At 37.9% G+C, this 23,118-nt stretch carries 28 protein-coding genes; 5 read left to right on the plus strand and 23 right to left on the minus strand.

The window, feature by feature from the left end:
• Positions 1-20: 20 nt before the first annotated feature.
• From HC176_RS06295 to HC176_RS06310, 4 genes are all read right to left on the minus strand, one after another.
• Entirely contained in the window at positions 21-539 is a 519-nt protein-coding gene (locus HC176_RS06295; protein ID WP_167917342.1) for a DinB family protein, read from the minus strand.
• A 52-nt stretch (positions 540-591) separates the two neighbouring features.
• The gene (locus tag HC176_RS06300; protein WP_167917343.1) at positions 592-1,224 is read right to left on the minus strand and encodes an acyloxyacyl hydrolase; all 633 of its coding nucleotides are present in this window, start codon (positions 1,222-1,224) and stop codon (positions 592-594) included.
• A gap of 357 nt (positions 1,225-1,581) precedes the next feature.
• Positions 1,582-3,354, minus strand: a complete 1,773-nt coding sequence (locus HC176_RS06305) for an ABC transporter ATP-binding protein (RefSeq protein ID WP_167917344.1) — start codon at positions 3,352-3,354, stop codon at positions 1,582-1,584.
• Positions 3,355-3,386: 32 nt separating this feature from the next.
• Positions 3,387-4,544 (minus strand): THUMP domain-containing class I SAM-dependent RNA methyltransferase, encoded by a 1,158-nt coding sequence (locus HC176_RS06310; RefSeq protein ID WP_167917345.1) that lies wholly within the window; start codon positions 4,542-4,544, stop codon positions 3,387-3,389.
• Between the two features lie 155 nt (positions 4,545-4,699).
• Between HC176_RS06310 and HC176_RS06315 the strand changes: the two genes are divergently transcribed.
• From HC176_RS06315 to HC176_RS06325, 3 genes are all read left to right on the plus strand, one after another.
• Positions 4,700-5,431, plus strand: coding sequence for a class I SAM-dependent methyltransferase (locus HC176_RS06315; RefSeq protein ID WP_167917346.1), 732 nt, complete (start codon positions 4,700-4,702; stop codon positions 5,429-5,431).
• A 56-nt stretch (positions 5,432-5,487) separates the two neighbouring features.
• The gene (locus HC176_RS06320; protein ID WP_167917347.1) at positions 5,488-6,162 is read left to right on the plus strand and encodes a ZIP family metal transporter; all 675 of its coding nucleotides are present in this window, start codon (positions 5,488-5,490) and stop codon (positions 6,160-6,162) included.
• Between the two features lie 147 nt (positions 6,163-6,309).
• Positions 6,310-6,738: a DUF4268 domain-containing protein gene (locus tag HC176_RS06325; protein WP_167917348.1), complete on the plus strand. Its 429-nt coding sequence runs from the start codon at positions 6,310-6,312 to the stop codon at positions 6,736-6,738.
• A 93-nt stretch (positions 6,739-6,831) separates the two neighbouring features.
• Here HC176_RS06325 and leuB read toward each other — a convergent pair whose 3' ends face one another.
• The 6 genes from leuB to HC176_RS06355 all read right to left on the minus strand — a co-directional run bounded on the left by leuB (position 6,832) and on the right by HC176_RS06355 (position 13,025).
• A complete protein-coding gene (gene leuB / locus HC176_RS06330; protein ID WP_167917349.1) occupies positions 6,832-7,887 on the minus strand; it encodes a 3-isopropylmalate dehydrogenase in 1,056 nt (351 codons plus the stop codon).
• 19 nt (positions 7,888-7,906) lie between these two features.
• Positions 7,907-9,424 (minus strand): alpha-isopropylmalate synthase regulatory domain-containing protein, encoded by a 1,518-nt coding sequence (locus HC176_RS06335; RefSeq protein WP_167917350.1) that lies wholly within the window; start codon positions 9,422-9,424, stop codon positions 7,907-7,909.
• Between the two features lie 32 nt (positions 9,425-9,456).
• Positions 9,457-10,056, minus strand: coding sequence for a 3-isopropylmalate dehydratase small subunit (leuD, locus tag HC176_RS06340; RefSeq protein ID WP_167917351.1), 600 nt, complete (start codon positions 10,054-10,056; stop codon positions 9,457-9,459).
• Between the two features lie 53 nt (positions 10,057-10,109).
• Positions 10,110-11,513 (minus strand): 3-isopropylmalate dehydratase large subunit, encoded by a 1,404-nt coding sequence (gene leuC / locus HC176_RS06345; RefSeq protein WP_167917352.1) that lies wholly within the window; start codon positions 11,511-11,513, stop codon positions 10,110-10,112.
• 219 nt (positions 11,514-11,732) lie between these two features.
• Positions 11,733-12,119, minus strand: a complete 387-nt coding sequence (locus HC176_RS06350; RefSeq protein ID WP_167917353.1) for an acyl-CoA thioesterase — start codon at positions 12,117-12,119, stop codon at positions 11,733-11,735.
• Between the two features lie 18 nt (positions 12,120-12,137).
• Positions 12,138-13,025 (minus strand): DUF72 domain-containing protein, encoded by an 888-nt coding sequence (locus HC176_RS06355; RefSeq protein ID WP_167917354.1) that lies wholly within the window; start codon positions 13,023-13,025, stop codon positions 12,138-12,140.
• Positions 13,026-13,154: 129 nt separating this feature from the next.
• Between HC176_RS06355 and HC176_RS06360 the strand changes: the two genes are divergently transcribed.
• Positions 13,155-13,571 (plus strand): glyoxalase, encoded by a 417-nt coding sequence (locus tag HC176_RS06360; RefSeq protein WP_167917355.1) that lies wholly within the window; start codon positions 13,155-13,157, stop codon positions 13,569-13,571.
• Positions 13,572-13,578: 7 nt separating this feature from the next.
• Positions 13,579-14,025: a transcription elongation factor gene (locus tag HC176_RS06365; RefSeq protein WP_167917356.1), complete on the plus strand. Its 447-nt coding sequence runs from the start codon at positions 13,579-13,581 to the stop codon at positions 14,023-14,025.
• Here the strand turns inward: HC176_RS06365 and HC176_RS06370 are convergent.
• The 13 genes from HC176_RS06370 to hisC all read right to left on the minus strand — a co-directional run bounded on the left by HC176_RS06370 (position 14,018) and on the right by hisC (position 23,049).
• Positions 14,018-14,698 (minus strand): DUF2461 domain-containing protein, encoded by a 681-nt coding sequence (locus HC176_RS06370; protein WP_167917357.1) that lies wholly within the window; start codon positions 14,696-14,698, stop codon positions 14,018-14,020. The genes HC176_RS06365 and HC176_RS06370 overlap by 8 nt on opposite strands.
• 80 nt (positions 14,699-14,778) lie before the next feature.
• Positions 14,779-15,333, minus strand: a complete 555-nt coding sequence (locus tag HC176_RS06375; RefSeq protein ID WP_167917358.1) for a hypothetical protein — start codon at positions 15,331-15,333, stop codon at positions 14,779-14,781.
• Positions 15,334-15,381: 48 nt separating this feature from the next.
• The gene (locus HC176_RS06380) at positions 15,382-15,606 is read right to left on the minus strand and encodes a hypothetical protein (protein ID WP_167917359.1); all 225 of its coding nucleotides are present in this window, start codon (positions 15,604-15,606) and stop codon (positions 15,382-15,384) included.
• Positions 15,607-15,723: 117 nt separating this feature from the next.
• Positions 15,724-16,230: a Dps family protein gene (locus HC176_RS06385; protein ID WP_167917360.1), complete on the minus strand. Its 507-nt coding sequence runs from the start codon at positions 16,228-16,230 to the stop codon at positions 15,724-15,726.
• Between the two features lie 177 nt (positions 16,231-16,407).
• Positions 16,408-17,187, minus strand: coding sequence for a tRNA pseudouridine synthase A (locus tag HC176_RS06390; protein WP_167917361.1), 780 nt, complete (start codon positions 17,185-17,187; stop codon positions 16,408-16,410).
• Between the two features lie 15 nt (positions 17,188-17,202).
• A complete protein-coding gene (gene hisIE / locus HC176_RS06395) occupies positions 17,203-17,799 on the minus strand; it encodes a bifunctional phosphoribosyl-AMP cyclohydrolase/phosphoribosyl-ATP diphosphatase HisIE (protein ID WP_425338196.1) in 597 nt (198 codons plus the stop codon).
• Positions 17,800-17,854: 55 nt separating this feature from the next.
• The gene (gene hisF, locus HC176_RS06400; RefSeq protein WP_167917363.1) at positions 17,855-18,610 is read right to left on the minus strand and encodes an imidazole glycerol phosphate synthase subunit HisF; all 756 of its coding nucleotides are present in this window, start codon (positions 18,608-18,610) and stop codon (positions 17,855-17,857) included.
• A 93-nt stretch (positions 18,611-18,703) separates the two neighbouring features.
• On the minus strand, positions 18,704-19,435 hold the full coding sequence (gene hisA, locus HC176_RS06405) for a 1-(5-phosphoribosyl)-5-[(5-phosphoribosylamino)methylideneamino]imidazole-4-carboxamide isomerase (protein ID WP_167917364.1): 732 nt from the start codon (positions 19,433-19,435) through the stop codon (positions 18,704-18,706).
• Positions 19,436-19,478: 43 nt separating this feature from the next.
• The gene (locus tag HC176_RS06410) at positions 19,479-19,835 is read right to left on the minus strand and encodes a four helix bundle protein (RefSeq protein WP_167917365.1); all 357 of its coding nucleotides are present in this window, start codon (positions 19,833-19,835) and stop codon (positions 19,479-19,481) included.
• Positions 19,836-19,849: 14 nt separating this feature from the next.
• Positions 19,850-20,443, minus strand: a complete 594-nt coding sequence (gene hisH, locus HC176_RS06415) for an imidazole glycerol phosphate synthase subunit HisH (protein WP_167917366.1) — start codon at positions 20,441-20,443, stop codon at positions 19,850-19,852.
• Between the two features lie 65 nt (positions 20,444-20,508).
• On the minus strand, positions 20,509-21,645 hold the full coding sequence (hisB, locus tag HC176_RS06420; RefSeq protein WP_167917367.1) for a bifunctional histidinol-phosphatase/imidazoleglycerol-phosphate dehydratase HisB: 1,137 nt from the start codon (positions 21,643-21,645) through the stop codon (positions 20,509-20,511).
• A gap of 41 nt (positions 21,646-21,686) precedes the next feature.
• Positions 21,687-21,968 (minus strand): GIY-YIG nuclease family protein, encoded by a 282-nt coding sequence (locus tag HC176_RS06425; RefSeq protein ID WP_167917368.1) that lies wholly within the window; start codon positions 21,966-21,968, stop codon positions 21,687-21,689.
• Between the two features lie 28 nt (positions 21,969-21,996).
• The gene (hisC, locus tag HC176_RS06430; protein WP_167917369.1) at positions 21,997-23,049 is read right to left on the minus strand and encodes a histidinol-phosphate transaminase; all 1,053 of its coding nucleotides are present in this window, start codon (positions 23,047-23,049) and stop codon (positions 21,997-21,999) included.
• Positions 23,050-23,118: the final 69 nt, after the last annotated feature.

Below are 23,118 nucleotides of genomic sequence, written 5' to 3' on the forward strand. Positions count from 1 at the left end.
GTTTTTACAATTGAGTGAAGTTATAGATAGCGCTCTTTTATAATGTCAATATGCCAGAGATAATGCCCCATCACCACAAATGCAGCGGCTCTGGCCGACATGGGATTGGAATTGGCATTACCAATATGTTTTAAATCTTCATCACTTAAAGAATTCAATAAGTTGATAAAGCTATGGCGAACACTTTTAAATTCTTCAATTAAGGCTTTTACACTTTTGTGTTTTGCCATAGATGGGGCTATGTAGTCGTTTTGTTCAAATCCTGGCAAAGCTGTTTTGTCCTGTCTGGCAATACAAAAGCAACGGTATTGAAACACACGTTCGGTGTCAATTAGATGCTGAAATACTTCTTTCACGCTCCACTTTTCATGGGCATAAGCATGATTCAGTTTGATGGCTGGAATATTTTCAAAAAAGTCGGACACACTAACCAACCCTTCTTTAAATCCATCTTGCAAAGTAGTTCGTTTAGGCACTAAGTTCAAGTAGTCGCTGTAAAAATCAGCATATTCATTTTTATCAATATCTGTAATTTTCATCTATTTAAATTTTAATCGATTTTTTATCTGGGGTCGTTTTAAGTAATTAGCTCTAAAGTTGGAACAATACCGCGTATTCCATATTCATTGTATTATGCCCTTTGTTTGGCATTTTAAAATTTAAATTGGACGTATGTCTCATCGAATACCGAAAATCAAAGGTCGTTTTTCCAATTTGAAACGACAAACCAAGTCCAAAAATATCGGAAAACGCAAAGCCTTTCGCCAGTCTTTCGGTTGCCCTATTGCCAATCATTGGCCCCACACTTCCAATCGCATAAGAACTCAGGTCTTTACTAATATAATATCTCATTATAATACCAATGTTTAAAACATACTCTTTTAAGTCTTGCTTTTGGGCATAGCGTTCCCTTAAATCTAAATAATTGTCACCGTCTTTAGCATTTATAACCGATGCATCTATCAATTGATGACGAACCACATTAAAACTGGGCTCCAAATTAATCTCATATGCCCATTTCCGTTTTTGTTTTAACCGATAGTTTAACTGCGCTTTGTAAAAATTAACGGTATGCATGTGGTCACTAAGCTTATACGGGTACCTATTTTGCGTACCGCTGCCGTATGATAATCCAAATTTAAAATTCTCTTTTTTAATTTGGGCACTGAGAATATGGGTATTGGACATCAAAATGAAAAGAACGAAATAAACAAAGCCCCGCATGGCTAAATTTTAATCTAAAATGGCTTTACTCCACGCTACTAATATTGCTGATACTAACTCACAATATTAATTTTGAAATTTTGGGATTGACAGATTTAAATATTTAATTGCCAAATTCAATTAATTTCCTAGAACAACCCAACGCTAAGAGTTTAGCTGTTGGCAATTAGGGCTAAATGATTTCATTCTGAAAGCGTTTTTCAAATGAAGATTCAATACGAAAATAAACGCTTCGTGGTACTATCGAAAAAAGGGAGTACATTAAAATTTAACATTAATTCTCAACTAAAACAAAAAAACAAGACCAACCCTATTAGTAAATCGATGATAGTTAAGTTATGTGGTAAAAACCCGTGGTTAAATTTTTGCTTGATAGGTGTATAAATCGTAATACCTGCCATTTAATTTTATCAGTTCTTCGTGGGTGCCACGTTCCACAATACGGCCCGCTTCCACTACCAGAATTTGGTCGGCCTTACGGATGGTGCTCAATCGGTGGGCAATAACAATAGTGGTTCTGTTTTTAACCAATTCACCCAAACTTTTTTGAATTAGCGCTTCGCTTTCGGTGTCTAAATTTGAAGTGGCTTCATCCAAAATGATGATTTTCGGATTGGCCAGAATAGCTCTGGCAATAGCCAATCGTTGGCGCTGCCCACCAGAAAGTTTTACGCCACGTTCACCAATTAAGGTTTCCAGTCCGTTTTCAAAACGATTGGTAAATTCGTTTACAAAAGCTGCTTTAACGGCGTTTTGAAGTTCTTCTTCTGAAGCGCTGGGTTTCGGAAACATGATGTTTTCTCGAATGGTGCCTTCAAATAAAAATTCGTCCTGAAGCACAACGCCCAAATATTGCCTATAGCTCTCTAAATTTACTTTCGAAAGGTCATTGCCATCAATAGTAATGGTTCCTGAACGCGGATTTAAAAACGTTGCCGATAAGCTTGCTATGGTCGATTTCCCGGAACCTGAACTACCCACCAAAGCCGTTACCGAACCTGCAGGTGCTTTAAAGCTAATATTATGAATGACGTCTTTGTCGGTTGCATAAGCAAAGTAAACCTCTTTGAATTCGATGTGCCCCTCTAAATTTTTCAAAATAATATTCCGGTCTTCATTGTCGGCCTCGGCAGCCATGTTCATGAGTTCTTCCGTGCGGTCCAATCCCGCTAAGGCCTCGGTGAGCTGACTTCCAATATTGCTCATTTGTACAATGGGTGCAATCATAAACCCCAGTATTAAGGTGAAAAACAGGAAATCACCGGTGGTCATTTCAGCTTGCATCATGTAATAACCACCAATGCCCATTATACCCGTAGTAGCAACACCAATTAAAAAAGTGGACGAGCTCGTCATTAAAGCCGTGGCCGTTAAACTCTTTTTCACATTTTGATAAAGTTTATTCACCCCTTTTTCAAACACTTCATTTTCTTGGTTTTCGGCATTAAAGGCTTTAATAACGCGAACGCCTGCCAAGGTTTCGGTGAGTCGGCCTTTTACTTCGGCATTTATTTTTCCCCGTTTTCTAAAAATTGGTCGGATATACTTAAACGCCCGCAAAGCGATGTACCCAAAAATGGATATTGGCACGAACACGAAAAGGGTCATCCACGCATTGAGTTTAATGAGAATCACCAATGAAACGATGGCCGTAAAAGAGCCACCAACCAATTGCACTAAGCCTGTACCGATTAAATTCCGGACACCTTCCACGTCGCTCATAATTCGGGAAACCAGTGCCCCGGATTTGTTATTATCGAAAAAACTGATGGGCAACGACAGTACTTTTTTCTGAACTTGGGCACGCAACTCGCTTATTAAATATTGCGCCTGTACACTTAAAATGCGGGTTAGCGCAAAGGAGGTGACGGCCTGCACCAAAATAGCCGATAGCACGATGGCTACCAAAGCATAGACCTTGCTTAAATCTTTGCTGGGCACAACCTCGTCCAACAACACTTTACTCTGCCACGGTAATATCAACCCCGCTAAACTTCTTATTACGATAAGAATTAAGCCAATAAAAACTAGGTTGCGTCGTGGCCAAATAATGGTTTTAAAGGCTTGGCCAATGGTTACTTTACGGTTGGATTCCTTTTTATTTATGGCAGGTTGTTTTAGATGTTGCATCTCAATATGTGCTTTTTTAAAAAAAGGGGAAATCACTTCCTATACTTTTGCTTCTTACTCCCCTCGTACATCACATATTTTACTAAACGTGATTCCAATTTGGCGTTGTAAAGCTGTATTTTCTTGGAAGGCCGCAAGCCCACATGTTTTAAAGCATCGAGGTTGCTGGTAATAAACCAAGCATCGGTGCCGGGGTAGTTTTGTTTTAAGGCATCGCCTATCTCTGCATAGAATTGCTCCATATCGATATTTAAACGCTCACCATATGGCGGATTAAATACCATGTGTAATTTGTTCTCGCCCGGCTTTTGCGTTTTGAAAAAATCTTCGTGCTTTATTTCAATAAAATCCTCCAACTGGGCGTTTTTAACATTGTCTCTAGCTTTTAATACGGCACTTGGAGCTTTGTCGTAACCAATAATTTTATGATGGAAATCTCGGGTTTTGTTCAATAACGATTCCTCAATTTTTTCAAAGAGGTCGACATCCCAATCTGGCCAACGCTCAAAAGCAAACTCGTTTCTCATCAAGTTTGGCGGAATATTACAGGCTATCATGGCGGCCTCAATCAAAATGGTACCACTACCACACATGGGGTCCATAAAATCACTTTGGCCATCCCATCCCGAAAGCATAATCATTCCGGCAGCGAGCACTTCGTTAATCGGAGCAATATTGGTAGCGGTTTTGTAACCGCGCTTGTGCAGCGAATCGCCTGAAGCATCTAACGACACGGTACAGCGGTTCCGGTCGACATGCACGTTGATTTTTAAATCCGGGAATTTCAAATCGACATCGGGACGCTGCCCATCGGTATCACGAAATTTATCAACAATGGCATCCTTTGTTTTTTGGGCAATAAAGAGCGAATGCGAAAACAAATGTGAATGGATGGTAGCATCAACCGCCAAACTGCCGTTTGGTTTTAGGTATTTGCTCCAATCCATGGCGTAGATTTTATTGTAAAGATCCTTTTCGTTGTTGACGTTAAAACTGTGAATGGGCTTTAATATTTTTATGGCCGTGCGCAGCCCCAAATTGGCTTTGTACATAAACCCTTTGTCGCCCACAAAAGAGACATTGCGCACCCCTTTTTTTATGCTTTGCGCGCCGAGCTGCCTTAATTCGTTTTCCAATAAATCTTCAAAGCCAAATAAGGTTTTGGCGACCATGCTGAAATTTTCTTCCATTTTTTTAGTCTGATTCCTTGCAAAAATAATGTAATTTTGCGGTTAAACACTAGCAAAAGCAGATAATGGGTTAAGGATTGCAGCGGCATCCTTTTTATATTTTAAAAAGATATAGCGGAAAGCCTGACCCGAGAGGGGAACCCCAAAAAAATTTTATGACCAATAATACATCTACATGGTTTACGTCGTGGTTTGACACGCCTTACTACCATATTTTATACAAAGATCGGGATGCGACCGAGGCCCATGCCTTTATGGACACCCTTACCGATTATTTAAACATTCCTGAGAACGGCACTATTTTGGATTTGGCCTGCGGAAAGGGCCGCCACGCCCGTTATTTAAACAAAATTGGTTACGACGTTACGGGCGTTGACTTGAGCGAAAATAGTATTGCCTTTGCCAAAAAATTTAAAAACCACCGCTTGCATTTTGATGTGCACGATATGTGCCTGCCCTACCGAAAGCAGTTTGATGCCGTATTCAACCTGTTTACCAGTTTTGGGTATTTTGAGGACGATGCCGATAACCTAAAAACCATTAAGGCGATTAAGGCCAATTTGAACGAGCGTGGTTTTGCGGTAATCGATTTTATGAACAGTGAATATGTTATAGACCATTTGGTACCCGAAGAAACCAAAGTGGTTGATGATATTGAGTTCCGATTAAAGCGTTATGTTGACGGCGATTATATTATAAAGGACATTCGGTTTGGGGTTGGCGATAAGGATTACCATTTTCAGGAGCGGGTGCGCGCGTTTACTTTACAGGATTTCGAACAGCTTTTTGAACAGGCAGGTGTTTATTTATTGGATGTTTTTGGCGATTATAAATTGAGAAAATTTAGCCCTAAAACTTCCGAACGCTTGGTGATGATTTTTAAGTAAGCCAGCCGATAATCGGCATCAGAGTATTTTTACTGTTGTGAATAGAATACAATTAAATGAATAAATTTCTTTTTCCCATATTGGCAGTGATTTTGGGCTTTTTTCTGGCCACAATTGCTAAAAAGCAAAAATCTTGGAACACCAAATTATTACTCTCCTTCAGTGGGGCGTTTTTATTGGCACTCACCCTTTTTGAATTGCTGCCCGAAGTGTACCACCATTTAGCACCAAAGTTTACCGGAGTACTTATAATGTGCGGTATATTATTGCAAATTATATTAGAGCTTTTTTCAAAAGGTGCTGAACACGGGCATGTTCATATTCATAAAAACGAAGCTACTTTTCCGTGGTTGTTGTTTATTAGTTTGTGCATTCACAGTTTTTTGGAAGGCTTTTCTATTCACGACCATAACGATATGGTTTACGGTGTTTTGGTACATAAGATTCCCATTGCGCTTATAATTACACTCTTTTTAATTCAGAGCAATTATAGCAAATTACAAATGGCTTTGTTTCTGGGTATTTTTGCTTTAATGACGCCGTTAGGCACATGGATTTCGCATGAATCAACAGCCATTGCCGAGTATTCGCATGCCATAAATGCCTTGGTTATTGGAATATTTTTCCATATTTCTACCACCATTTTGTTTGAAAGTAGCGACGGACATAAATTTAATTTATCAAAATTTATTGCTATTGTCTTGGGAGTTGGTATTGCGTATTTGATTTGAGAACAAGCTCGTATAAATTGTTTTCTCGCAAAGGCGCAGAGACGCCAAGCTTTTTAACCTTGAGAAGTAAGCCGTTTTACTTTGCGACTTAGCGCCTTTGCGAGAAACTTTTTTTGAGGAGAAGCAAAAATGAAAAAGTATTTTTAAATGTTCAGTAAAGAAGAATCGAGATTATTACGACAGGAGTTTTGGACCAGCTTTGGAAAATCGTTTCCACGGAAGTGGATCTTATACGATACCAAATTGAAAGGTTTGAGTTTTAAGTTTCATTTCGATACAAAAAAAGCATTGGTAGCGCTCGATTTAGAAGACGATTTGGAGAACCGTATAAACTATTGGGAAAAACTACTGGCCTTGAAATCGATACTAACCGAAGAATATCTGCCCGATGCCATTTTCGAAGAAGAATATATTCTTGAAAACCATAAAGAAATTTCACGAATTTACGTGCCTTTGGAACAGAAAGTGTCCATCCATAACAAAAATTCGTGGCGCGATGTTATGGAGTTCTTCAATGAAAAAATGACTTTGTTTGAAGTGTTTTTTGAAGAGTATAAAGATATTATCGAAGGGTAAAAATATGGAAAGGCTCCTTTTTAAGTAAAACAAAAAAGGTTCGATTTTTACATCGAACCTTTTTTAATGAAATATAATTAACTCCTCAATTTATTAGATATTAGCAGCTAACCAATCCCCTACTTCTTTAGTTCCGTAGGCCTTTCCGCCTTCAGCTAAATCTTCAGTTACAACGCCTTCGGCCAAAGCTTTATTTACGGCCTCACGAATCACTTTACCTTCTTCTGTCAATCCGAAGTTTTCGAACATCATAGCAGCCGATAATACAGTCGCCATTGGGTTTGCAATGTTTTTTCCAGCCGCTTGTGGATACGATCCGTGGATAGGCTCGAACAACGAAACGCTTGTTCCTAAAGACGCCGATGGCATTAATCCCATAGAACCAGAGATTACAGAAGCTTCATCGGTCAATACATCTCCAAATAAGTTTTCGGTAATCAATACATCGTAATCTTTTGGCCATTGAACCAAACGCATCGCTACGGCATCAACAAACTCATAGCTCACTTCTACTTCTGGGTATTCCTTCTCCATACCTTGAACAGTTTCTCTCCACAAACGAGAGGTTTCCATAACGTTGGCTTTATCAACACAACATAATTTTTTAGAACGTTGCATGGCAGCCTCAAAACCTTTACGAGCCAAACGCGTCACTTCTTCTTTAGTGTAAACGTTGGTATCGTAAGCGGTGTTACCGTCATCTTTTCTTCCTTTTTCACCAAAGTAAACACCAGAAGTCAATTCACGGAAAAATACTAAATCGGTTCCTTCAATACGCTCTTTCTTTAAAGGCGATTTATCCAATAATGAAGGAAATACGAACGTTGGACGCACATTGGCGAACAAGCCCAATTTTTTACGCATTTTTAACAAACCTTGCTCTGGGCGTACAGGTGCAGAAGGATCGTTATCGAACTTTGGGTGACCAATGGCACCGAATAACACCGCATCAGATGAAGCACAGATTTCGTGCGTTTCATCTGGATAAGGCTCACCAACGGCATCGATGGCTGCAGCTCCAGTTAAGGCTGGTTTCCAGGTAATTTCGTGTCCGAATTTTTTAGCCACGGCATCACTTACTTTTACCGCTTGGTCTATCACTTCTGGTCCTATACCGTCTCCGGCTAAAAGGGCTATGTTAAATTTCATGTGTTTGTATTTATAGATCTTAATTAATAATAATGTTCAGCATTTTTTCGGTGGCTTTTATAGCCGATACCGTTTGATCGGAATCCAAACCACGGGTTTTAAATTCCTTTTCGGGGCTTTTCCAAGTAATGATGGTTTCACATAAAGCATCCGAACGGCTTCCGGGAGGAATACGCACCGCATAATCAATCAAATCGGGCAAAATACCTCGTTTTTGTTTTTTGAAAATGCTTCTGATGGCATTCATAAAGGCATCAAATTGTCCGTCGCCCTGAGCTATTTCTTCAAAAGTGTCGTTTTCAATAGTTAAAGACACCGTGGTTGAAGGTTTTAAGCCTTTGGCGTGGTTCAATACATACGTGTTTACCGTTACTTTTTCTTCGTAATCGTAATCCAAAACATCGGAAATGATATACGGCAAGTCTTCCTTGGTAACCACTTGTTTTTTATCGCCCAACTCGATAATACGTTGGGTTACTTTTTTCAGGTCTTCGTCGTTTAACTGAAGCCCCAATTCCTGTAAATTCTTTTGGATATTGGCTTTTCCCGAAGCCTTGCCCAAAGCGTATTTTCTGGTACGTCCAAAACGCTCAGGCATTAAGTCACTAAAGTACAAGTTCTTTTTATTGTCGCCATCGGCATGTATACCCGCTGTTTGGGTGAACACATTGGCTCCAATAATAGGTTTGTTAGCCGGAATCGTGATTCCCGAAAAGTTCTCTACAAGCTTGCTTACTGTGTAAAGTACTTTTTCATTTACTCCAATTTTAACACTAGGCATAAAATCGTTAATAACGGCAATGGTACTAGCCATGGGGGCGTTACCAGCACGTTCACCCATACCGTTTATAGTGAGGTGTAAACCATCCGCACCACCTTTTACGGCTTCAATGGCGTTGGCTACCCCTAAATCGTAATCGTTATGCGCGTGGAAATCAAAATGTAAATTCGGGTATTTATCCTTTATTTCCTTTACAAAAGCAAAGGATTCATTGGGTGTTAAAACGCCTAAGGTATCAGGAAGCATGATGCGCTTTACATCTTGCGATCCTAAAAACTCCAAAAACTGAAAAACATAATCTTTAGAATTACGCATACCGTTACTCCAATCTTCTAAATAGATATTGGTTTCAATACCTTTTGAAGTTGCTAAAGCAATGGTATCTTCTATTTCCTTAAAGTGCTGTTCTGGAGTTTTTTTAAGCTGATGGGTTAAATGATTTAATGAACCTTTTGTGAGCAAATTTTGAACCTTTGCTCCCGCCTCAATCATCCAATTTATGGAAACCCCTTTATCAACAAAAGTTAAGACTTCAACTTTTTCAATAAAACCATTTTCAGAAGCCCATCGCGTCACATCTTTTACCGCCTGAAATTCGCCTTCGGACACGCGTGCCGAGGCAATTTCAATACGATCAACTTTTAATTCTTCTAGTAAAAGTTTTGCTATGGTTAGTTTTTCTGAAGCAGAAAACGACACGCCCGAGGTTTGCTCACCATCGCGCAGTGTCGTGTCCATAATCTCAATTTTCTTCATTGAAAATGAATAGGCTTTATTAATGGTTTAGTTTAAAAAGGTCTGGTTTCGCCAAAAGAAGCAATGTCTTCTTTCATGTTTTGCAAATAGTCGATATCATCGAAACCATTTAACATATTTCCTTTTTTGTAACCATTGATATCGAATGATTCTGATTCGCCAGTAGCCAGTAAAGTTACGGTTTGGTTTGGCAGGTCTACTTTAATTTCGGTTTTAGGATCGGCCTCAATAGCATCAAACAACTTTTGAGCAAATTCTGCTGAAACCTGAACTGGCAATACACCAATATTTAAACAGTTGTTTTTAAAGATATCTGCAAATGCCGATGAAATTACACAACGCAAACCAAAGTCGTAAACCGACCATGCGGCGTGCTCTCTTGAAGAACCTGAACCAAAGTTCTTGCCTCCAACTAATATTTTTGAACCTTCGTATTTTGAATCGTTTAAAGGAAAATCTGCAATGGGATTCCCTTCTGAATCGTATCTCCAATCGCGGAAAAAGTTATCTCCAAATCCTTTACGCTCTGTTGCTTTAAGGAAACGCGCTGGAATAATTTGATCGGTATCTACGTTTTCTATCGGTAAAGGATACGCTGTACTGGTTAATACTTCAAATTTATCGTAAGCCATAATGTTTAGTATTCAGTCTGCCAATTAATTTTTGGCAGTAATTCTTTTTAATTTTAAACTAATTCTAATAACGTTCTTGGGTCTGTTACCACACCTTCAACAGCCGTAGCCGCAGCTACAAGTGGAGATGCCAATAGTGTTCTGGAACCTGGTCCTTGACGCCCTTCAAAATTACGGTTTGATGTTGATACTGCTAGTTTTCCTGCTGGCACCTTATCGTCGTTCATAGCTAAACAAGCCGAACACCCTGGCTCTCTTAATACAAAACCAGCGGCTTCCAATATTTTATCTAAACCTTCTGCTTTTATTTGATCGACTACTTTGTGAGATCCAGGCACCAACCAAGCCGTAATATTGTCGGCTTTTTTACGTCCTTCTACAATAGAACAAAACGCTCTAAAGTCTTCAATTCGTCCGTTGGTACATGATCCTAAGAAGACGTAATCAACAGGTTTCCCTATCATGCTATCGCCTTCATTAAATTTCATGTAACCTAAAGATTTTTTATAGGTATTTACATTACCTTCAACCTCTTCGGCCTTTGGGATTGAATTAGTAACACCTAAGCCCATACCTGGATTGGTTCCGTAGGTAATCATAGGCTCAATATCGGCAGCGTCATAGTTGAACTCTGCGTCGAATTCAGCACCTTCTTCAGTGTAAAGGGTTTGCCAATATTCCATAGCTTTATCCCAATCGGCACCTTTTGGTGTGTGCTTTCTACCTTTAATATACTCAAACGTTTTCTCGTCTGGAGCAATCATTCCGCCACGGGCACCCATTTCAATAGAAAGGTTACAAACCGTCATACGGCCTTCCATAGACATATCTTCAAACACATCTCCAGCATATTCAACAAAATAACCTGTTGCACCAGATGTGGTTTGTTGTGCAATAATGTAAAGCGCCACATCTTTTGGAGTAACACCAAAACCTAACTTTCCGTTTACGTTAATACGCATCTTTTTAGGTTTAGGCTGCATGATGCATTGGGTTGACAACACCATTTCTACTTCCGATGTACCGATACCAAATGCAATAGCACCAAAAGCACCGTGTGTTGAAGTATGCGAATCACCACAAACAATAGTTGATCCTGGTAAAGTAATACCATTTTCAGGTCCTACAATATGAACAATACCATTGTTTCTATGCCCTAACCCCCAATGCGAAATACCATACTCAGCTGCATTGTTAGCCAAAGCCTCAAGCTGATTGGCCGAAAGTGGATCGGCAACTGGTAAATGCTGGTTCCAAGTTGGTGTGTTGTGGTCTGCAGTAGCAAAAGTTTTTTCGGGATACATCACTCCAATCCCTCTGCTTTTTAAACCTACAAAAGCCACAGGACTAGTAACTTCATGGATAAAATGGCGGTCGATAAAAAATACATCCGGACCATCCTCTATTTTTCTAACAACATGTGAATCCCACACTTTGTCGAACAACGTCTTACTCATATTATGTTTTATTTAATTTTTATGTCTTAAAAGAATATACTTTTGGGCTTTGATGAAAACGCTAAAATGCCTGCAAATTTACGAAAAACTGTTTGTTTTTTAAACATCTTGCTGAAATTAACCCCCAATATCAATTGTTTTTAAATAATTATTAATGGATTTAGAAATAATCAATAATTTTTTAACGGAACTGCTATATGGTTATAAATTTTAAAGCGCTTAGTTCAGTCGGTCAGATACGTATTCCACTTTGGTTTTTCCGTGTGGTTTGGCCTTACCGTCTTCCCCCAAATTCACCATCACGATATTTGATATGGTAATAATCGTTTCGTGGGTCATTTTGTTTCTTACTTCAGAGCTCAACACCAAAGAGGCTTTTCCGAATTTCACTACTTCAATCCCAATTTCAACAATATCGCCTTGTTTTGCGGAGGCTTTAAAGTCAATTTCACTCATAAATTTGGTCACCACTTTTTGGTTTTCCAACTGGATGATGGTGTACAAAGCGGCTTCTTCGTCTATCCACTCCAATAATCGGCCGCCAAATAAAGTACCATTGGCGTTTAAATCTTCGGGTTTAACCCATTTTCTGGTATGAAATCTCATGTGTTTATTATACTGTATTTAAAATAATTCTTGTTGCTCTTTTTCGTTTGGGACTTTTAACTGATATCCCAATTCGTCATTCAACCTTTTTATAAAATATGCCGAAAGCAAAGGCGATTCCTTTTCAATATTTTGATGGATGAAAAAATCAATTTCCTTAATGCCTTGTGCTTTCCAAGTTTTTAACCGCTCTACCCAATCATCCAGCCTACTGTAGTCTGTGGGATGATTCGCTCCTACGTAGCGCACAAAAGCCGTTGGATTGGTAAGCCGCATGTGCATTAAATCGCGACGGCCTGCAGTATCGACAATCACATTTGAAATATTATGGCTTTCCAAAAGCTGATATAAATCCTCTGCAACCTTATCGTCGTTGTACCAATCGGTGTGCCTAAATTCAATAGCCAATGACATTTCTTCTGGCCAATTTTCTACAAAGTTCACCACCCTATTAAAATCCTTTGGCGCAAAATTATTGTGCATTTGCAAAAAAACGGTACCCAGTTTCTCCTTTAGGTTGGAGGCATTGTAAAGGTAATTTTCAACCACCTCCTTGGTATCGTTCAATCGTTTCCAATGGCTAATTTCCTGATTCAGCTTAGGGAAAAATTTAAAACCCTCTGGTGTTTTGTCGTACCAAGTGGAAAATTGTTCCGCAGGGAAAATCCTGTAAAACGTGGCATTGAGCTCAATAGCATTGAATTGCGACGAGTAATACCCCAACTCATCCTTAGTTCCGCGCGGATAAAATCCTTTTAAGTCGGCACGGTTCCACTTAGCGCAACCTACATAAATTTCAGGCACATTATCATCCTTCACTTTATTTAAAACCCTCTTGGTTTCCTTGTGGTCCTTCGGTAAAGTAAAATCGATTTGTTCTGGATGTTCAACGCTTCCAAACTTCATGTTATCAATAGGTTTTGTAAGGTTGAGTAAAAGTAGAAAAATAGAATTGTTAATAAACTGGTTGATAATAATAAAATACGATGCCCAAATAGGCTTTTATAATATTTAACTTTAATCAAAACTTCTAAAATGAACACTCGACAATCCCAAATTAAAAGTATTCGTCCAGAAATTTTAAGCAACACCATTAACGACAATATGAGCAGCGACGAGCGCTTTCAGAATCTCGTTTTACGCCCTGTCATTAAATTCCAGAACGATTTATTCATTGAAGTTTTCAGAAATTACGTCGCTAAGCACAAATCGGTTTTTTATGATTTGTCTTTGGAAAAGCGACAACTCTACATTGAAAATGCCATCCAAAAAGACATGAAGTTTAGAAACTCATTGAAAGGAATGGTCATTGGGCAATTTACCGTTGAAGAATATTTGGTTTACATTGAAAACTCATCGGCCCTGAACAAACGTATGATGAACATCGTCAAGGAACGGCTTTTAAGCCAAATCCAATTGTTTGAAAAGCCGGAATATTTAAAAGCCGTTTAGCATTTAAATGACCACAAAACATCAGCTTCTGCAAATTTGTAACGAGCGGATAGACAAACGCATTAACGATTACAAAGAAGAGATTAATTTAATAAAAGAATCTATTGAAAGTAACGACAAAGGCGATTCTGAAGACGACGACTCTGGCAATGGCAAGCTGTTAAACGACCTCGAAAAAAACATGGGTTATTTAAACGATGCACAACAAGCTAAAGCATTTTTAAAACAAATTAAGCTCAACGTAAGTACAACCTACGCGGCACTAGGCAGTATTGTTAAAACCAAACAAATGAATTTTTTCCTCTCTACAAGTATTGGAAAAATTGAATTGGGTAACGAGGTTTATTACGCCATTTCTTTAAGTTCGCCCATTGGTCAATTGCTGAAAAACAAATCTAAAAAGGACAGCTTTGAGTTTAACCAAACGAAATATGTCATTACCAATATTATATAGTAGACACACCGTTTAAATCGGTAGTGAGTATATCGCTCATGTAATCAAAAAAAGGACGCACGGCTTTAAACGAAGTGTCCACTTCGTTTAAAAACCCGGAATCCATAACTTCCTTATCGGTGTATTTTTTGGTAAAGATGTATTGTTTTTTCTTGATTAAATCGATAGCGGGATGTTCTTTACTGAAACCTTTGGGTGCGGTTTTAACCTCGTCGCCCACAAAGCTATTGCCCCAAACGCTGTTGAATTTTTTATTCGCTAAAATATCGCGGATTTCGGCATCGTCCATTTCAAATTCCTTCCGGATACGAAGCAAATCCTCTTTAGCAGGCTCCCAAAACCCAGTGGCCAAAAAACTCTCGTTATTGGGTTGGATATGCAGATAGTAACCACCTCGCAATTTTGGTTTTGTCCGGTGGAACGAACCTCCGAAATGTGTTTTATAAGGTAACTTGTTTTTTGAAAAACGAACATCTCTGTAAATTCTAAATATTTTGAGTTTATCGATGTCGTCATGTTTGTTCAGGTTTTCAAAAATGGCATTGTAAAAGGCCTTTACCTCTTTTTCAATCGATTTGAATTCAGCCTTATTTTCATTGAACCACTCCCGATTGTTGTTTTTTTCTAATTTATTTAAAAAGGTGAAAACCGACTTTGAAATTACAACACTCATAACAATATTTTTAATTGTACTAAAATACGAAAAGTCCCGACCTAGTCGAGACTTTTCTTTTTTATATTGTGTTTACTTGATTAAAGGCTACCCTTCGTATAAATTTTTGTTTTTATTTGGTTGGACGTTTCATCGTAATATTCAATTACAAAATCACCGTTTTTATTGAAATACCCTATACCATTTTGCACTTCACCACTTATAATGTAGTTGCCTCCAGATTGGGTTGTCCATGCGCTTCCTATTTCTACAAACTGATTGTTATCATTATCAAAAGCTATATCGAAACCACGATTTGTTGGTGTGAATTTGTATTGACCATTGTCATTTACAAAATGTGTGGTTTTGGTCAGTAAATCAAATTCTGCATCATTATCATCATCTACCATAAGCATTTTTTCAACCTTTTTAGTTGATTTCACACGTTGTTGATTGACTTTCTCTTTATCTTTTTTATCAAGTTTCACATCGGCTGTTTCGCGTGTTACAACTTTTACCTTCTTCTCAGTAGTTGCCTCTCCGTCATCATATTTTACGGTTTTAACTTGGGTTTCCTGTTTTACTTCTTTTGGGGTTTCCTGGGCCCACGTCGTGGTAAAAACGAACATGGCCATTATATATGCTAAATATTTCATTGTTATTTTTTTTTTAGAATTAAACATTAAATTTTATGTTCTGAAATTTTACTTTTCAGACTCTTCTTTGGCCTCTTCAATTTCGTCCTCGACATCCTCTAGGGCGTCTTCAACATCATCTGAAACCTCTTCTGCATTTTCTTCAACTTCGGTCTGCACTTCCTCAATGGCATTTTCAATTTTTTCATCTGCTGTTTTCTTTTCGTCTCTACAACCCATAAAAACAGTTGACAATGCAAATAAAAATGCTAAACTTATTACTGTATTTTTCATAATTATTGGATTTAAAAGTTACTTGATTAATATACGCGTATTTAGAGTTTTAGGTTACCCTATTTGAAATAACTTCGAACGCATTTAATATGGCGTATGTATTTACCTGTTTTTTGATTACGACATTTCGACCACTTTTTTCTTTAAATTGGCAGAGGTGTCTTTGTTCCAGGCATCAAGCATCCAGCTGTATTTTTCCAGCTCCCGGATGTAAGCACCAATCAAATCTACTGTACCTTCATCTGAAGCTTTGTTGGCCACCTCGACTACTTTGGACATTTGAGCAAGTAGTTTTTTATGGTCTTTTAAAGTTTCTGAAATCATTTCTGTGTCCGATTTTAGGGTGTCTTCTTCTTTAATTGACGATGCCTTCAAGTAATCCTCCAGTTTGCTCATCGGGTGATATCGCAAGGTTAAAATTCGTTCGGCAATTTCATCGATTTTCACTTTGGCATCGTTGTACAATTCTTCAAACTTAACATGCAAATCGAAAAAGTTTTTCCCTAGGATGTTCCAATGGTTGCTTCTTAATTTTTGATAATAAACATGGTAATCGGCCAATAGAATATTCAGTTCCATAACCACTTTTAAAACATCCTCATCTTTCATATTCAAATAATTCATAATCGTTTTTCTTTTTAGATTTAACTCTTATCTTAGATTTAACTCTTACCAAACTATGAAAAATGAAAACGCTAAGTCAAGCGGTTTAACAGGATTTAACCAATGAAAAACCGCATTAACTTAATTTTATGTTAACGAAAAATGGAATTGTTAAAGTTTTTAAGCAGAAAAAATGCTTTATTCGAAATCGATTTTATTCAAAATCAACCCCGAAGCGGGGGCGATATAATTCATTTTTACAGTGCTACCTGGCAGTAAACTTGTCTTGATATCATATAAGGTTAATTTGCCCTTGCCCAAATCGATAAGCGTACCCATCATTAACCGAATTTGGTTTCGCATAAACCCTTTTCCCCTAACGCGAAGTAAATACGATTTTTCAGGAAAATAGTTAGCGGTGTACAAGGTGTTTTCTAGAATTTCGCAGGTTAATATTGTTCGGTTATAAACACCGGTTTCCGAAGGCTTGTAGCAATAAGATTTAAGATAATGTTCACCTTCAAATAACTTGGCTCCCTGTTTCATTATATCGACATCCAATTCATCTAAAATGGTAGCCATTATTGGCGCACAAAACGGGTGACATTTTTCACCATGAGTAAACAAATACAGGTATTCCTTTACTTTAGAGTGGTTGATGATATTGAATTTCTTATCGACCTCTTCAATACTCAAGGCCCGAATATCTTGCGGTAGATTGTAATTAAACCATTTCAGGAAGTATTCTTGGTCTTCTATCGGTTCTTGCAAAAACAATTCGAAGGCCGCCTGCTCTGCCGAAACCATAGCATCAGTCCTGCCTGAAGTTAGTGTTTTAAAAGGTTTGCCTTCAAGAACATAATTCATGGTACGATCTACCATAAGATGCAATGTTTTTACATCGGGCTGTTTTTGCCACCCATGAAAACGATAGCCCAGATACTGGATCTTGATTAAGTAGAAGAACTTTTTATTCAAAACGGAACAACGGTTTTACTTGTGCCTTCCTTTTAGTTCGTTTTCAATATCCTTTAAGGTAAACCCTTTGGCCTGAAGCAACATTAAATAGTGAAATAATAAATCGGCCGATTCGTAAAGAAACAACTCGTCATTATTATCCATGGCTTCAATCACCGTTTCCACAGCTTCCTCGCCTACTTTTTGAGCCACTTTATTGATGCCTTTTGAAAACAAACTTGCCACATAAGATTTGTTGGTATCTTTATTGGCTACGCGTTCTGCAATCACATCCTCTAAAGTTGAAAAGAACCCGTAGGAAGGTTTATTGTCTTCTCCCCAACAATTACCGGTACCTTTATGGCAAGTAGGCCCAGCTGGATTTACTTGAACCAGAAGGGTATCGTTATCGCAGTCGTTTTTTATATCTACAAGATTTAAAAAGTTTCCGCTTTCTTCACCTTTGGTCCAAAGACGTTTTTTACTTCTGCTGTAAAAAGTCACCTTTTGGGTTTCCAATGTTTTTTGATAAGCCTCCTCATTCATGTAGCCCAACATCAAAACGTTTTTTGTTGAAGCATCCTGAATAATAGCAGGTACTAAACCGTGAGCATCGTATTTTATAGTCATAATTATCTTTTGCCGTTCTTTTTAAGAGATTAGTTCGACGTTTCTCTATGAAGTGAAGTTATAAACGCACTTCAATATTATGTTTTTTCAACTCTTTTTTTAATTCTGGGATGGGAATTTCACCAAAATGAAAAACACTGGCGGCCAAAGCGGCATCAGCTTTTCCTTCAATAAATGTATCGGCAAAATGCTGTACATTTCCTGCACCACCTGATGCAATAATAGGAATATTTAATTCGGTGGACAATTTAGCCAAGGCCTTATTGGCAAATCCGTTTTTTGTACCATCATGATCCATACTAGTAAATAAAATTTCACCAGCGCCACGTTCTTCAACTTCTTTTGCCCATTCGAACAAATCGATTTCGGTGGGAATGGTTCCTCCTGCCAAATGTACCTTCCAGTTGCCATCAATTTGTTTAGCATCAATAGCCACCACTACGCATTGGCTCCCAAATTTATCAGCTAGTTCATTAACCAATTCCGGACGTTTTACTACCGAAGAGTTGACGGACACCTTATCAGCACCGCACTGTAACAAATCGTCAACGTGCTCCACGCTTGATATACCGCCACCAACAGTAAAAGGAATATTTACTTGCTCTGCAACACGTAAAACCATATCTAAAGTCGTGGCACGCCCCTCAATAGTCGCAGAAATGTCTAAAAACACCAATTCGTCGGCACCCACTTCAGCATACTGCTTAGCCAACTCTACTGGGTCGCCGGCATCGCGTAAATCCACAAAGTTCACTCCTTTAACGGTTCGTCCGTTTTTAATATCCAAACAGGGAATAATTCGTTTTGTAAGCATTCAAAATTCTTTTTATAATTTCCGCTACGCTGGAAAATCTCATCATTTTTTTCATTGGATTTCCACCTTCGTGGAAATAGAAAAACAAGTCATTTAAACAAATTTTTCTAATTGTTGTAAACTGATTTTATTTTCGTAAATCGCTTTACCGATAATCACACCTTCGCAACCCAATTCCTTTAAAACAGGCAATTCATCAATATGTGAAATTCCTCCGGAAGCAATTAATTTTATAGATTGTTTGCTCGAGTTACTGCATTCTGAAATGATTTGTCTGTACAAATCAACCGATGGCCCCTGAAGCATACCGTCTTTAGCGATATCGGTGCAAATAACGTATTGAACACCTTTTTTCTGATAACCTTTTATAAACGGAATCAACTCCAACGAACTTTCTTCCTGCCAGCCGCTAATGGCTATTTTCCCATTATTGCAATCGGCTCCGAGTATAATTTTCTCGCTGCCATATTTGTTTATCCAACCTTCAAAAGTTTTGGCGTCCTTAACAGCAATACTTCCTCCGGTAATCTGCCGAGCACCAGAATTGAAAGCGATATGTAAATCTTCGTTCGATTTTAAACCTCCACCAAAATCAATTTTCAATTTGGTTTTTGTGGCAATTTGTTCTAACACTTTGTAATTGACAATATGTTGCGCCTTAGCGCCATCCAAATCCACTAAATGTAAATATTGAATGCCCGCCCCTTCGAACATTTTGGCGACTTCCAACGGATTTTCGTTATATACTTTTTTGGTGTCGTAATCACCTTTTGTAAGTCGGACACATTTCCCGTCAATTATATCGATGGCTGGTATGATTCTCATTGTTAATATTAAATATTTGATATTAAAAGTTAGAAGTCACCTCCTAATTCTTTTGATTTTTCTTTGCCGTATTTATTGAAGCAACGGTAATGGCTAGAAGTTCTTTACCTTCACCTATCAGTTTTAAAATTTCAGTTTTATGTTCTGGTAAAATCTCTTCAAAAATTTCTAACCAATAAACGCTTTCGTCAGCTTCTTCTTCTACGATTTTTAGCTTATTGATAAAATCTGCCGTTGACTTTGCTCTTTGCGATGCACGATAATTGGCACCAACCGAACTCGAACTCCTAATTAATTGATTGACAAAAGCATTATACTCTCTCGATTTTGGAACTTTGAAACAAAACGTCCAACAATCTAAAGCAAACCTTTTGGTTCTTTCAATTAATTGATTTTTCATTACACTTTTAATATTTAACCTTTAACATCTAACTTTAAAAAGTTCTTTAATATTTTAGCGCCCTCGTTACCACTTTTTTCTGGGTGGAATTGTACGCCATAAAAATTATTGTGTTGTAATGCCGACGCATAATTGATACCATAATCGGTTTTGGCGATAGACTCATCGCAGTGCTCTGCGTAGTAACTGTGCACCAAATACATATATTCATTTTCGTTGATACCTTTAAATAAATCGGTTTTTAATTCTTTAATCACGTTCCATCCCATTTGAGGCACTTTTACGTTGTTTGAAAAACGTTTCACGTTCGTTTGAAAAATACCCAACCCAACAGTGTTGCCCTCTTCGGTATGTTTACACAACAATTGCATGCCCAAACAAATACCCAAAACAGGCTGTTTTAAGGTAGGAATAAGTGAATCTAACCCACTTTCCTTTAGCATTTTCATAGCCGAACTGGCCTCGCCCACACCTGGAAAAATGACTTTATCGGCCGATTTTATTTCTTCAGGGTTGTTGGATAATATCGCATCAACCCCCAATCGTCTAAAAGCGAATTGAATACTTTTGATGTTTCCCGCTCCGTAATCAATAATTACTAATTTCATTTCTATTTGTTGTTGGTTGCTAGTTGTTTGTTGCTGTTTGTTGACTGTACAAAAGCAAATAAATATTACAGCATCCCTTTTGTTGATGGCAAAAACATTTTGTTAGCATCGCGTTTTACCGCCATTTTCATGGCTTTGGCAAAAGCTTTAAAAATGCCTTCAATTTTATGGTGCTCATTTACGCCCTCTGCTTTTATATTTAAATTACACTTGGCACCATCGGTAAACGATTTAAACAAATGGAAAAACATTTCTGTGGGCATATCACCAATTTTTTCGCGCTTAAATTCGGCATCCCATTCCAACCAATTTCTTCCTCCAAAATCTACCGCCACTTGCGCCAAGCAATCGTCCATTGGCAAACAGAATCCGTAACGTTCAATTCCTAATTTATTTCCTAAAGCTTTGTTGAACAATTCGCCCAAAGCAATCATGGTATCTTCAATAGTGTGGTGTTCGTCTACCTCTAAGTCCCCATTCACTTTAATAGTCAAGTCCATTGCGCCATGTCTACCAATTTGATCAAGCATGTGGTCGAAGAATGATAATCCGGTATCGATATCATTCTTTCCCGAACCATCTAAATTCAATTTGATATAAATTTGGGTTTCGTTGGTATTACGGGTAATTTCTGCAACTCTATCGTTAAGTTTTAAAAACTCGTAAATTTCTTGCCAATCCGTGCTGGTCAAAGCGATACAATTTAGAATGTCTTGCTTATCTGTTTCTATTTCATCGGCACCCAATTCTGGATCTTCAGATAGATAGATTCCTTTAGCGCCCAAGTTTTTGGCCAACTCCATGTCGGTAATTCGGTCGCCCAAAACAAACGAATTTTTTAAATCGTATTCCTCTGAAAAATATTTAGTCAGCAATCCGGTTCTGGGTTTCCTTGTCGGCGCATTTTCATGCGGAAACGTTTTGTCAATGAAGATTTCAGAAAACTCAACGCCTTCCTTCTTAAACGCATTGATGATTTTATTTTGTGCCGGCCAAAAGGTGTCTTCCCGAAACGAATCGGTTCCCAGCCCGTCTTGATTGGTCACCATAACAAGTTCAAAATCCAATTCAGCAGCAATCTTTGCCATATATTGAAACACCTTAGGATAAAATTCCAGCTTTTCCAAACTATCCAATTGGTAATCTACTGGTGGCTCTAAAACCAATGTGCCGTCTCGGTCTATAAATAGTACTTTTTTCATGCTTAACTTGTTAAGCAACCCTGAATTTATTTCAGGGTCTTTTAGTTTATAATTACTGTTTCTAAGTTCGGATTGGTTTCTTTTACAAGATTCCACTTCCATTCTTTATGCCAATTCTTTAATTGCTTTTCCCTATTTTTAGCTTCCTTTATGGAATTAAAAGTTTCAAAATAAATCAATTCTATTACGCTATACTTTTTTGTAAATACTGCTCCATTTCCTTTGGCATGCTGACTTAATCGTCGTTTCAAATTATCTGTATAACCTATATACAAAACGGTTCTATTTTTATTTGACAATATATAGCAATAATGTTTTGTCATTCTTACTTTAAAAGTTCCTGAAACAAGTTCAGGGTTTCGAAATTGATAAAAGCGCTTTTATCAATTCCTCATTCTCACTTGCCGTTCCCACGGTAAAACGCAGTGTATTTTCGCAAAGTGGTTGGGTGGTTCTGTTTCTAATTACAATACCTTTTTCCAGCAACTCATTGTATCGTTTTGTCGCATCATCTACCCGCGCTAACACAAAATTGGCTTCGGTTGGGAAAATAGTTTCGACAAAACAAATGGTTTTAAGCGCTTCAATTAGTTTTGCTCTTTCGTTTAATACTGAATTCACCTCAGAACTTACGGCGTCTAAATCTGAAATACGCTCCAAAGCCCTTTTTTGGGTTAATTCGTTAACGTTGTATGGCGGTTTAATTTTATTTAAAACGGAAATAATTTCTGCGGAAGCATAGCAAAGTCCCAAACGTATCCCTGCTAAACCATAAGCTTTAGAAAGGGTTTGGGTAACAATTAAGTTGGTGTAATTTGATAATTCTGAAATCCAACTTTCTTGATTCGAAAAATCGATATACGCCTCATCAATGACCACCAAACCATTAAACTTTTCAAGTAAGGTTTTTATTTTTTCTGAAGCTATGGTATTACCTGTTGGGTTATTTGGCGAACAAATAAACAACAACTTTGAATGCTCATCAACCACCTTTAAAATGGCATCAACATCAGGCTGAAAATCTAAATTCAATTCTACCTTACGTTCTTCAATTTCATTAAGATTTGCAAGCACCGTGTACATGCCATAAGTTGGCGGCAAAGTAATGATGTTATCTGTTTTTGGGTCGCAAAATCCCCTGAACAATAAATCTAAAACTTCATCGCTGCCATTTCCGAGTAAGATTTGATCTTCGGAAACGTTTTTTTGCGCTGCCAAAACCGCTTTCAATCCACGTTGAAGCGGATCGGGATAACGATTAACCCCTGTTTCAAACGGGTTTTCATTAGCATCTAAAAAAATCATTTTAGAGCCGTCTGAAACGTATTCGTCACGTGCGGAACTGTAAGCCTTCATGGCTTTTACATTCTCGCGAATTATATTTTGTAAATTGAATTTATTCATTTCTCTAGTGCCGTCCCGATAATTATCCGGCTATTTCAGCATCTTAAAATTTTAGTGCCAATATTTATA

This window comes from Tamlana crocina (assembly GCF_012037625.1).

Excerpts from the sequence above, each read along its gene's own strand:
- HC176_RS06410 (WP_167917365.1), bottom strand. The coding sequence starts at position 19,835 with ATGAAAAATCAATTAATTGAAAGAACCAAAAGGTTTGCTTTAGATTGT.
- HC176_RS06325 (WP_167917348.1), top strand. The coding sequence starts at position 6,310 with ATGTTCAGTAAAGAAGAATCGAGATTATTACGACAGGAGTTTTGGACC.
- HC176_RS06375 (WP_167917358.1), bottom strand. The coding sequence starts at position 15,333 with ATGAAATATTTAGCATATATAATGGCCATGTTCGTTTTTACCACGACG.
- HC176_RS06310 (WP_167917345.1), bottom strand. The coding sequence starts at position 4,544 with ATGGAAGAAAATTTCAGCATGGTCGCCAAAACCTTATTTGGCTTTGAA.
- HC176_RS06370 (WP_167917357.1), bottom strand. The coding sequence starts at position 14,698 with ATGAGTGTTGTAATTTCAAAGTCGGTTTTCACCTTTTTAAATAAATTA.
- HC176_RS06380 (WP_167917359.1), bottom strand. The coding sequence starts at position 15,606 with ATGAAAAATACAGTAATAAGTTTAGCATTTTTATTTGCATTGTCAACT.
- hisA (WP_167917364.1), bottom strand. The coding sequence starts at position 19,435 with ATGAGAATCATACCAGCCATCGATATAATTGACGGGAAATGTGTCCGA.
- HC176_RS06305 (WP_167917344.1), bottom strand. The coding sequence starts at position 3,354 with ATGCAACATCTAAAACAACCTGCCATAAATAAAAAGGAATCCAACCGT.
- HC176_RS06355 (WP_167917354.1), bottom strand. The coding sequence starts at position 13,025 with ATGAAGTTTGGAAGCGTTGAACATCCAGAACAAATCGATTTTACTTTA.
- HC176_RS06360 (WP_167917355.1), top strand. The coding sequence starts at position 13,155 with ATGAACACTCGACAATCCCAAATTAAAAGTATTCGTCCAGAAATTTTA.
- hisF (WP_167917363.1), bottom strand. The coding sequence starts at position 18,610 with ATGCTTACAAAACGAATTATTCCCTGTTTGGATATTAAAAACGGACGA.
- hisC (WP_167917369.1), bottom strand. The coding sequence starts at position 23,049 with ATGAATAAATTCAATTTACAAAATATAATTCGCGAGAATGTAAAAGCC.
- HC176_RS06295 (WP_167917342.1), bottom strand. The coding sequence starts at position 539 with ATGAAAATTACAGATATTGATAAAAATGAATATGCTGATTTTTACAGC.
- leuB (WP_167917349.1), bottom strand. The coding sequence starts at position 7,887 with ATGAAATTTAACATAGCCCTTTTAGCCGGAGACGGTATAGGACCAGAA.
- leuC (WP_167917352.1), bottom strand. The coding sequence starts at position 11,513 with ATGAGTAAGACGTTGTTCGACAAAGTGTGGGATTCACATGTTGTTAGA.
- HC176_RS06350 (WP_167917353.1), bottom strand. The coding sequence starts at position 12,119 with ATGAGATTTCATACCAGAAAATGGGTTAAACCCGAAGATTTAAACGCC.
- HC176_RS06320 (WP_167917347.1), top strand. The coding sequence starts at position 5,488 with ATGAATAAATTTCTTTTTCCCATATTGGCAGTGATTTTGGGCTTTTTT.
- leuD (WP_167917351.1), bottom strand. The coding sequence starts at position 10,056 with ATGGCTTACGATAAATTTGAAGTATTAACCAGTACAGCGTATCCTTTA.
- hisB (WP_167917367.1), bottom strand. The coding sequence starts at position 21,645 with ATGAAAAAAGTACTATTTATAGACCGAGACGGCACATTGGTTTTAGAG.
- HC176_RS06300 (WP_167917343.1), bottom strand. The coding sequence starts at position 1,224 with ATGCGGGGCTTTGTTTATTTCGTTCTTTTCATTTTGATGTCCAATACC.
- hisH (WP_167917366.1), bottom strand. The coding sequence starts at position 20,443 with ATGAAATTAGTAATTATTGATTACGGAGCGGGAAACATCAAAAGTATT.
- HC176_RS06335 (WP_167917350.1), bottom strand. The coding sequence starts at position 9,424 with ATGAAGAAAATTGAGATTATGGACACGACACTGCGCGATGGTGAGCAA.
- HC176_RS06315 (WP_167917346.1), top strand. The coding sequence starts at position 4,700 with ATGACCAATAATACATCTACATGGTTTACGTCGTGGTTTGACACGCCT.
- HC176_RS06425 (WP_167917368.1), bottom strand. The coding sequence starts at position 21,968 with ATGACAAAACATTATTGCTATATATTGTCAAATAAAAATAGAACCGTT.
- HC176_RS06385 (WP_167917360.1), bottom strand. The coding sequence starts at position 16,230 with ATGAATTATTTGAATATGAAAGATGAGGATGTTTTAAAAGTGGTTATG.
- HC176_RS06365 (WP_167917356.1), top strand. The coding sequence starts at position 13,579 with ATGACCACAAAACATCAGCTTCTGCAAATTTGTAACGAGCGGATAGAC.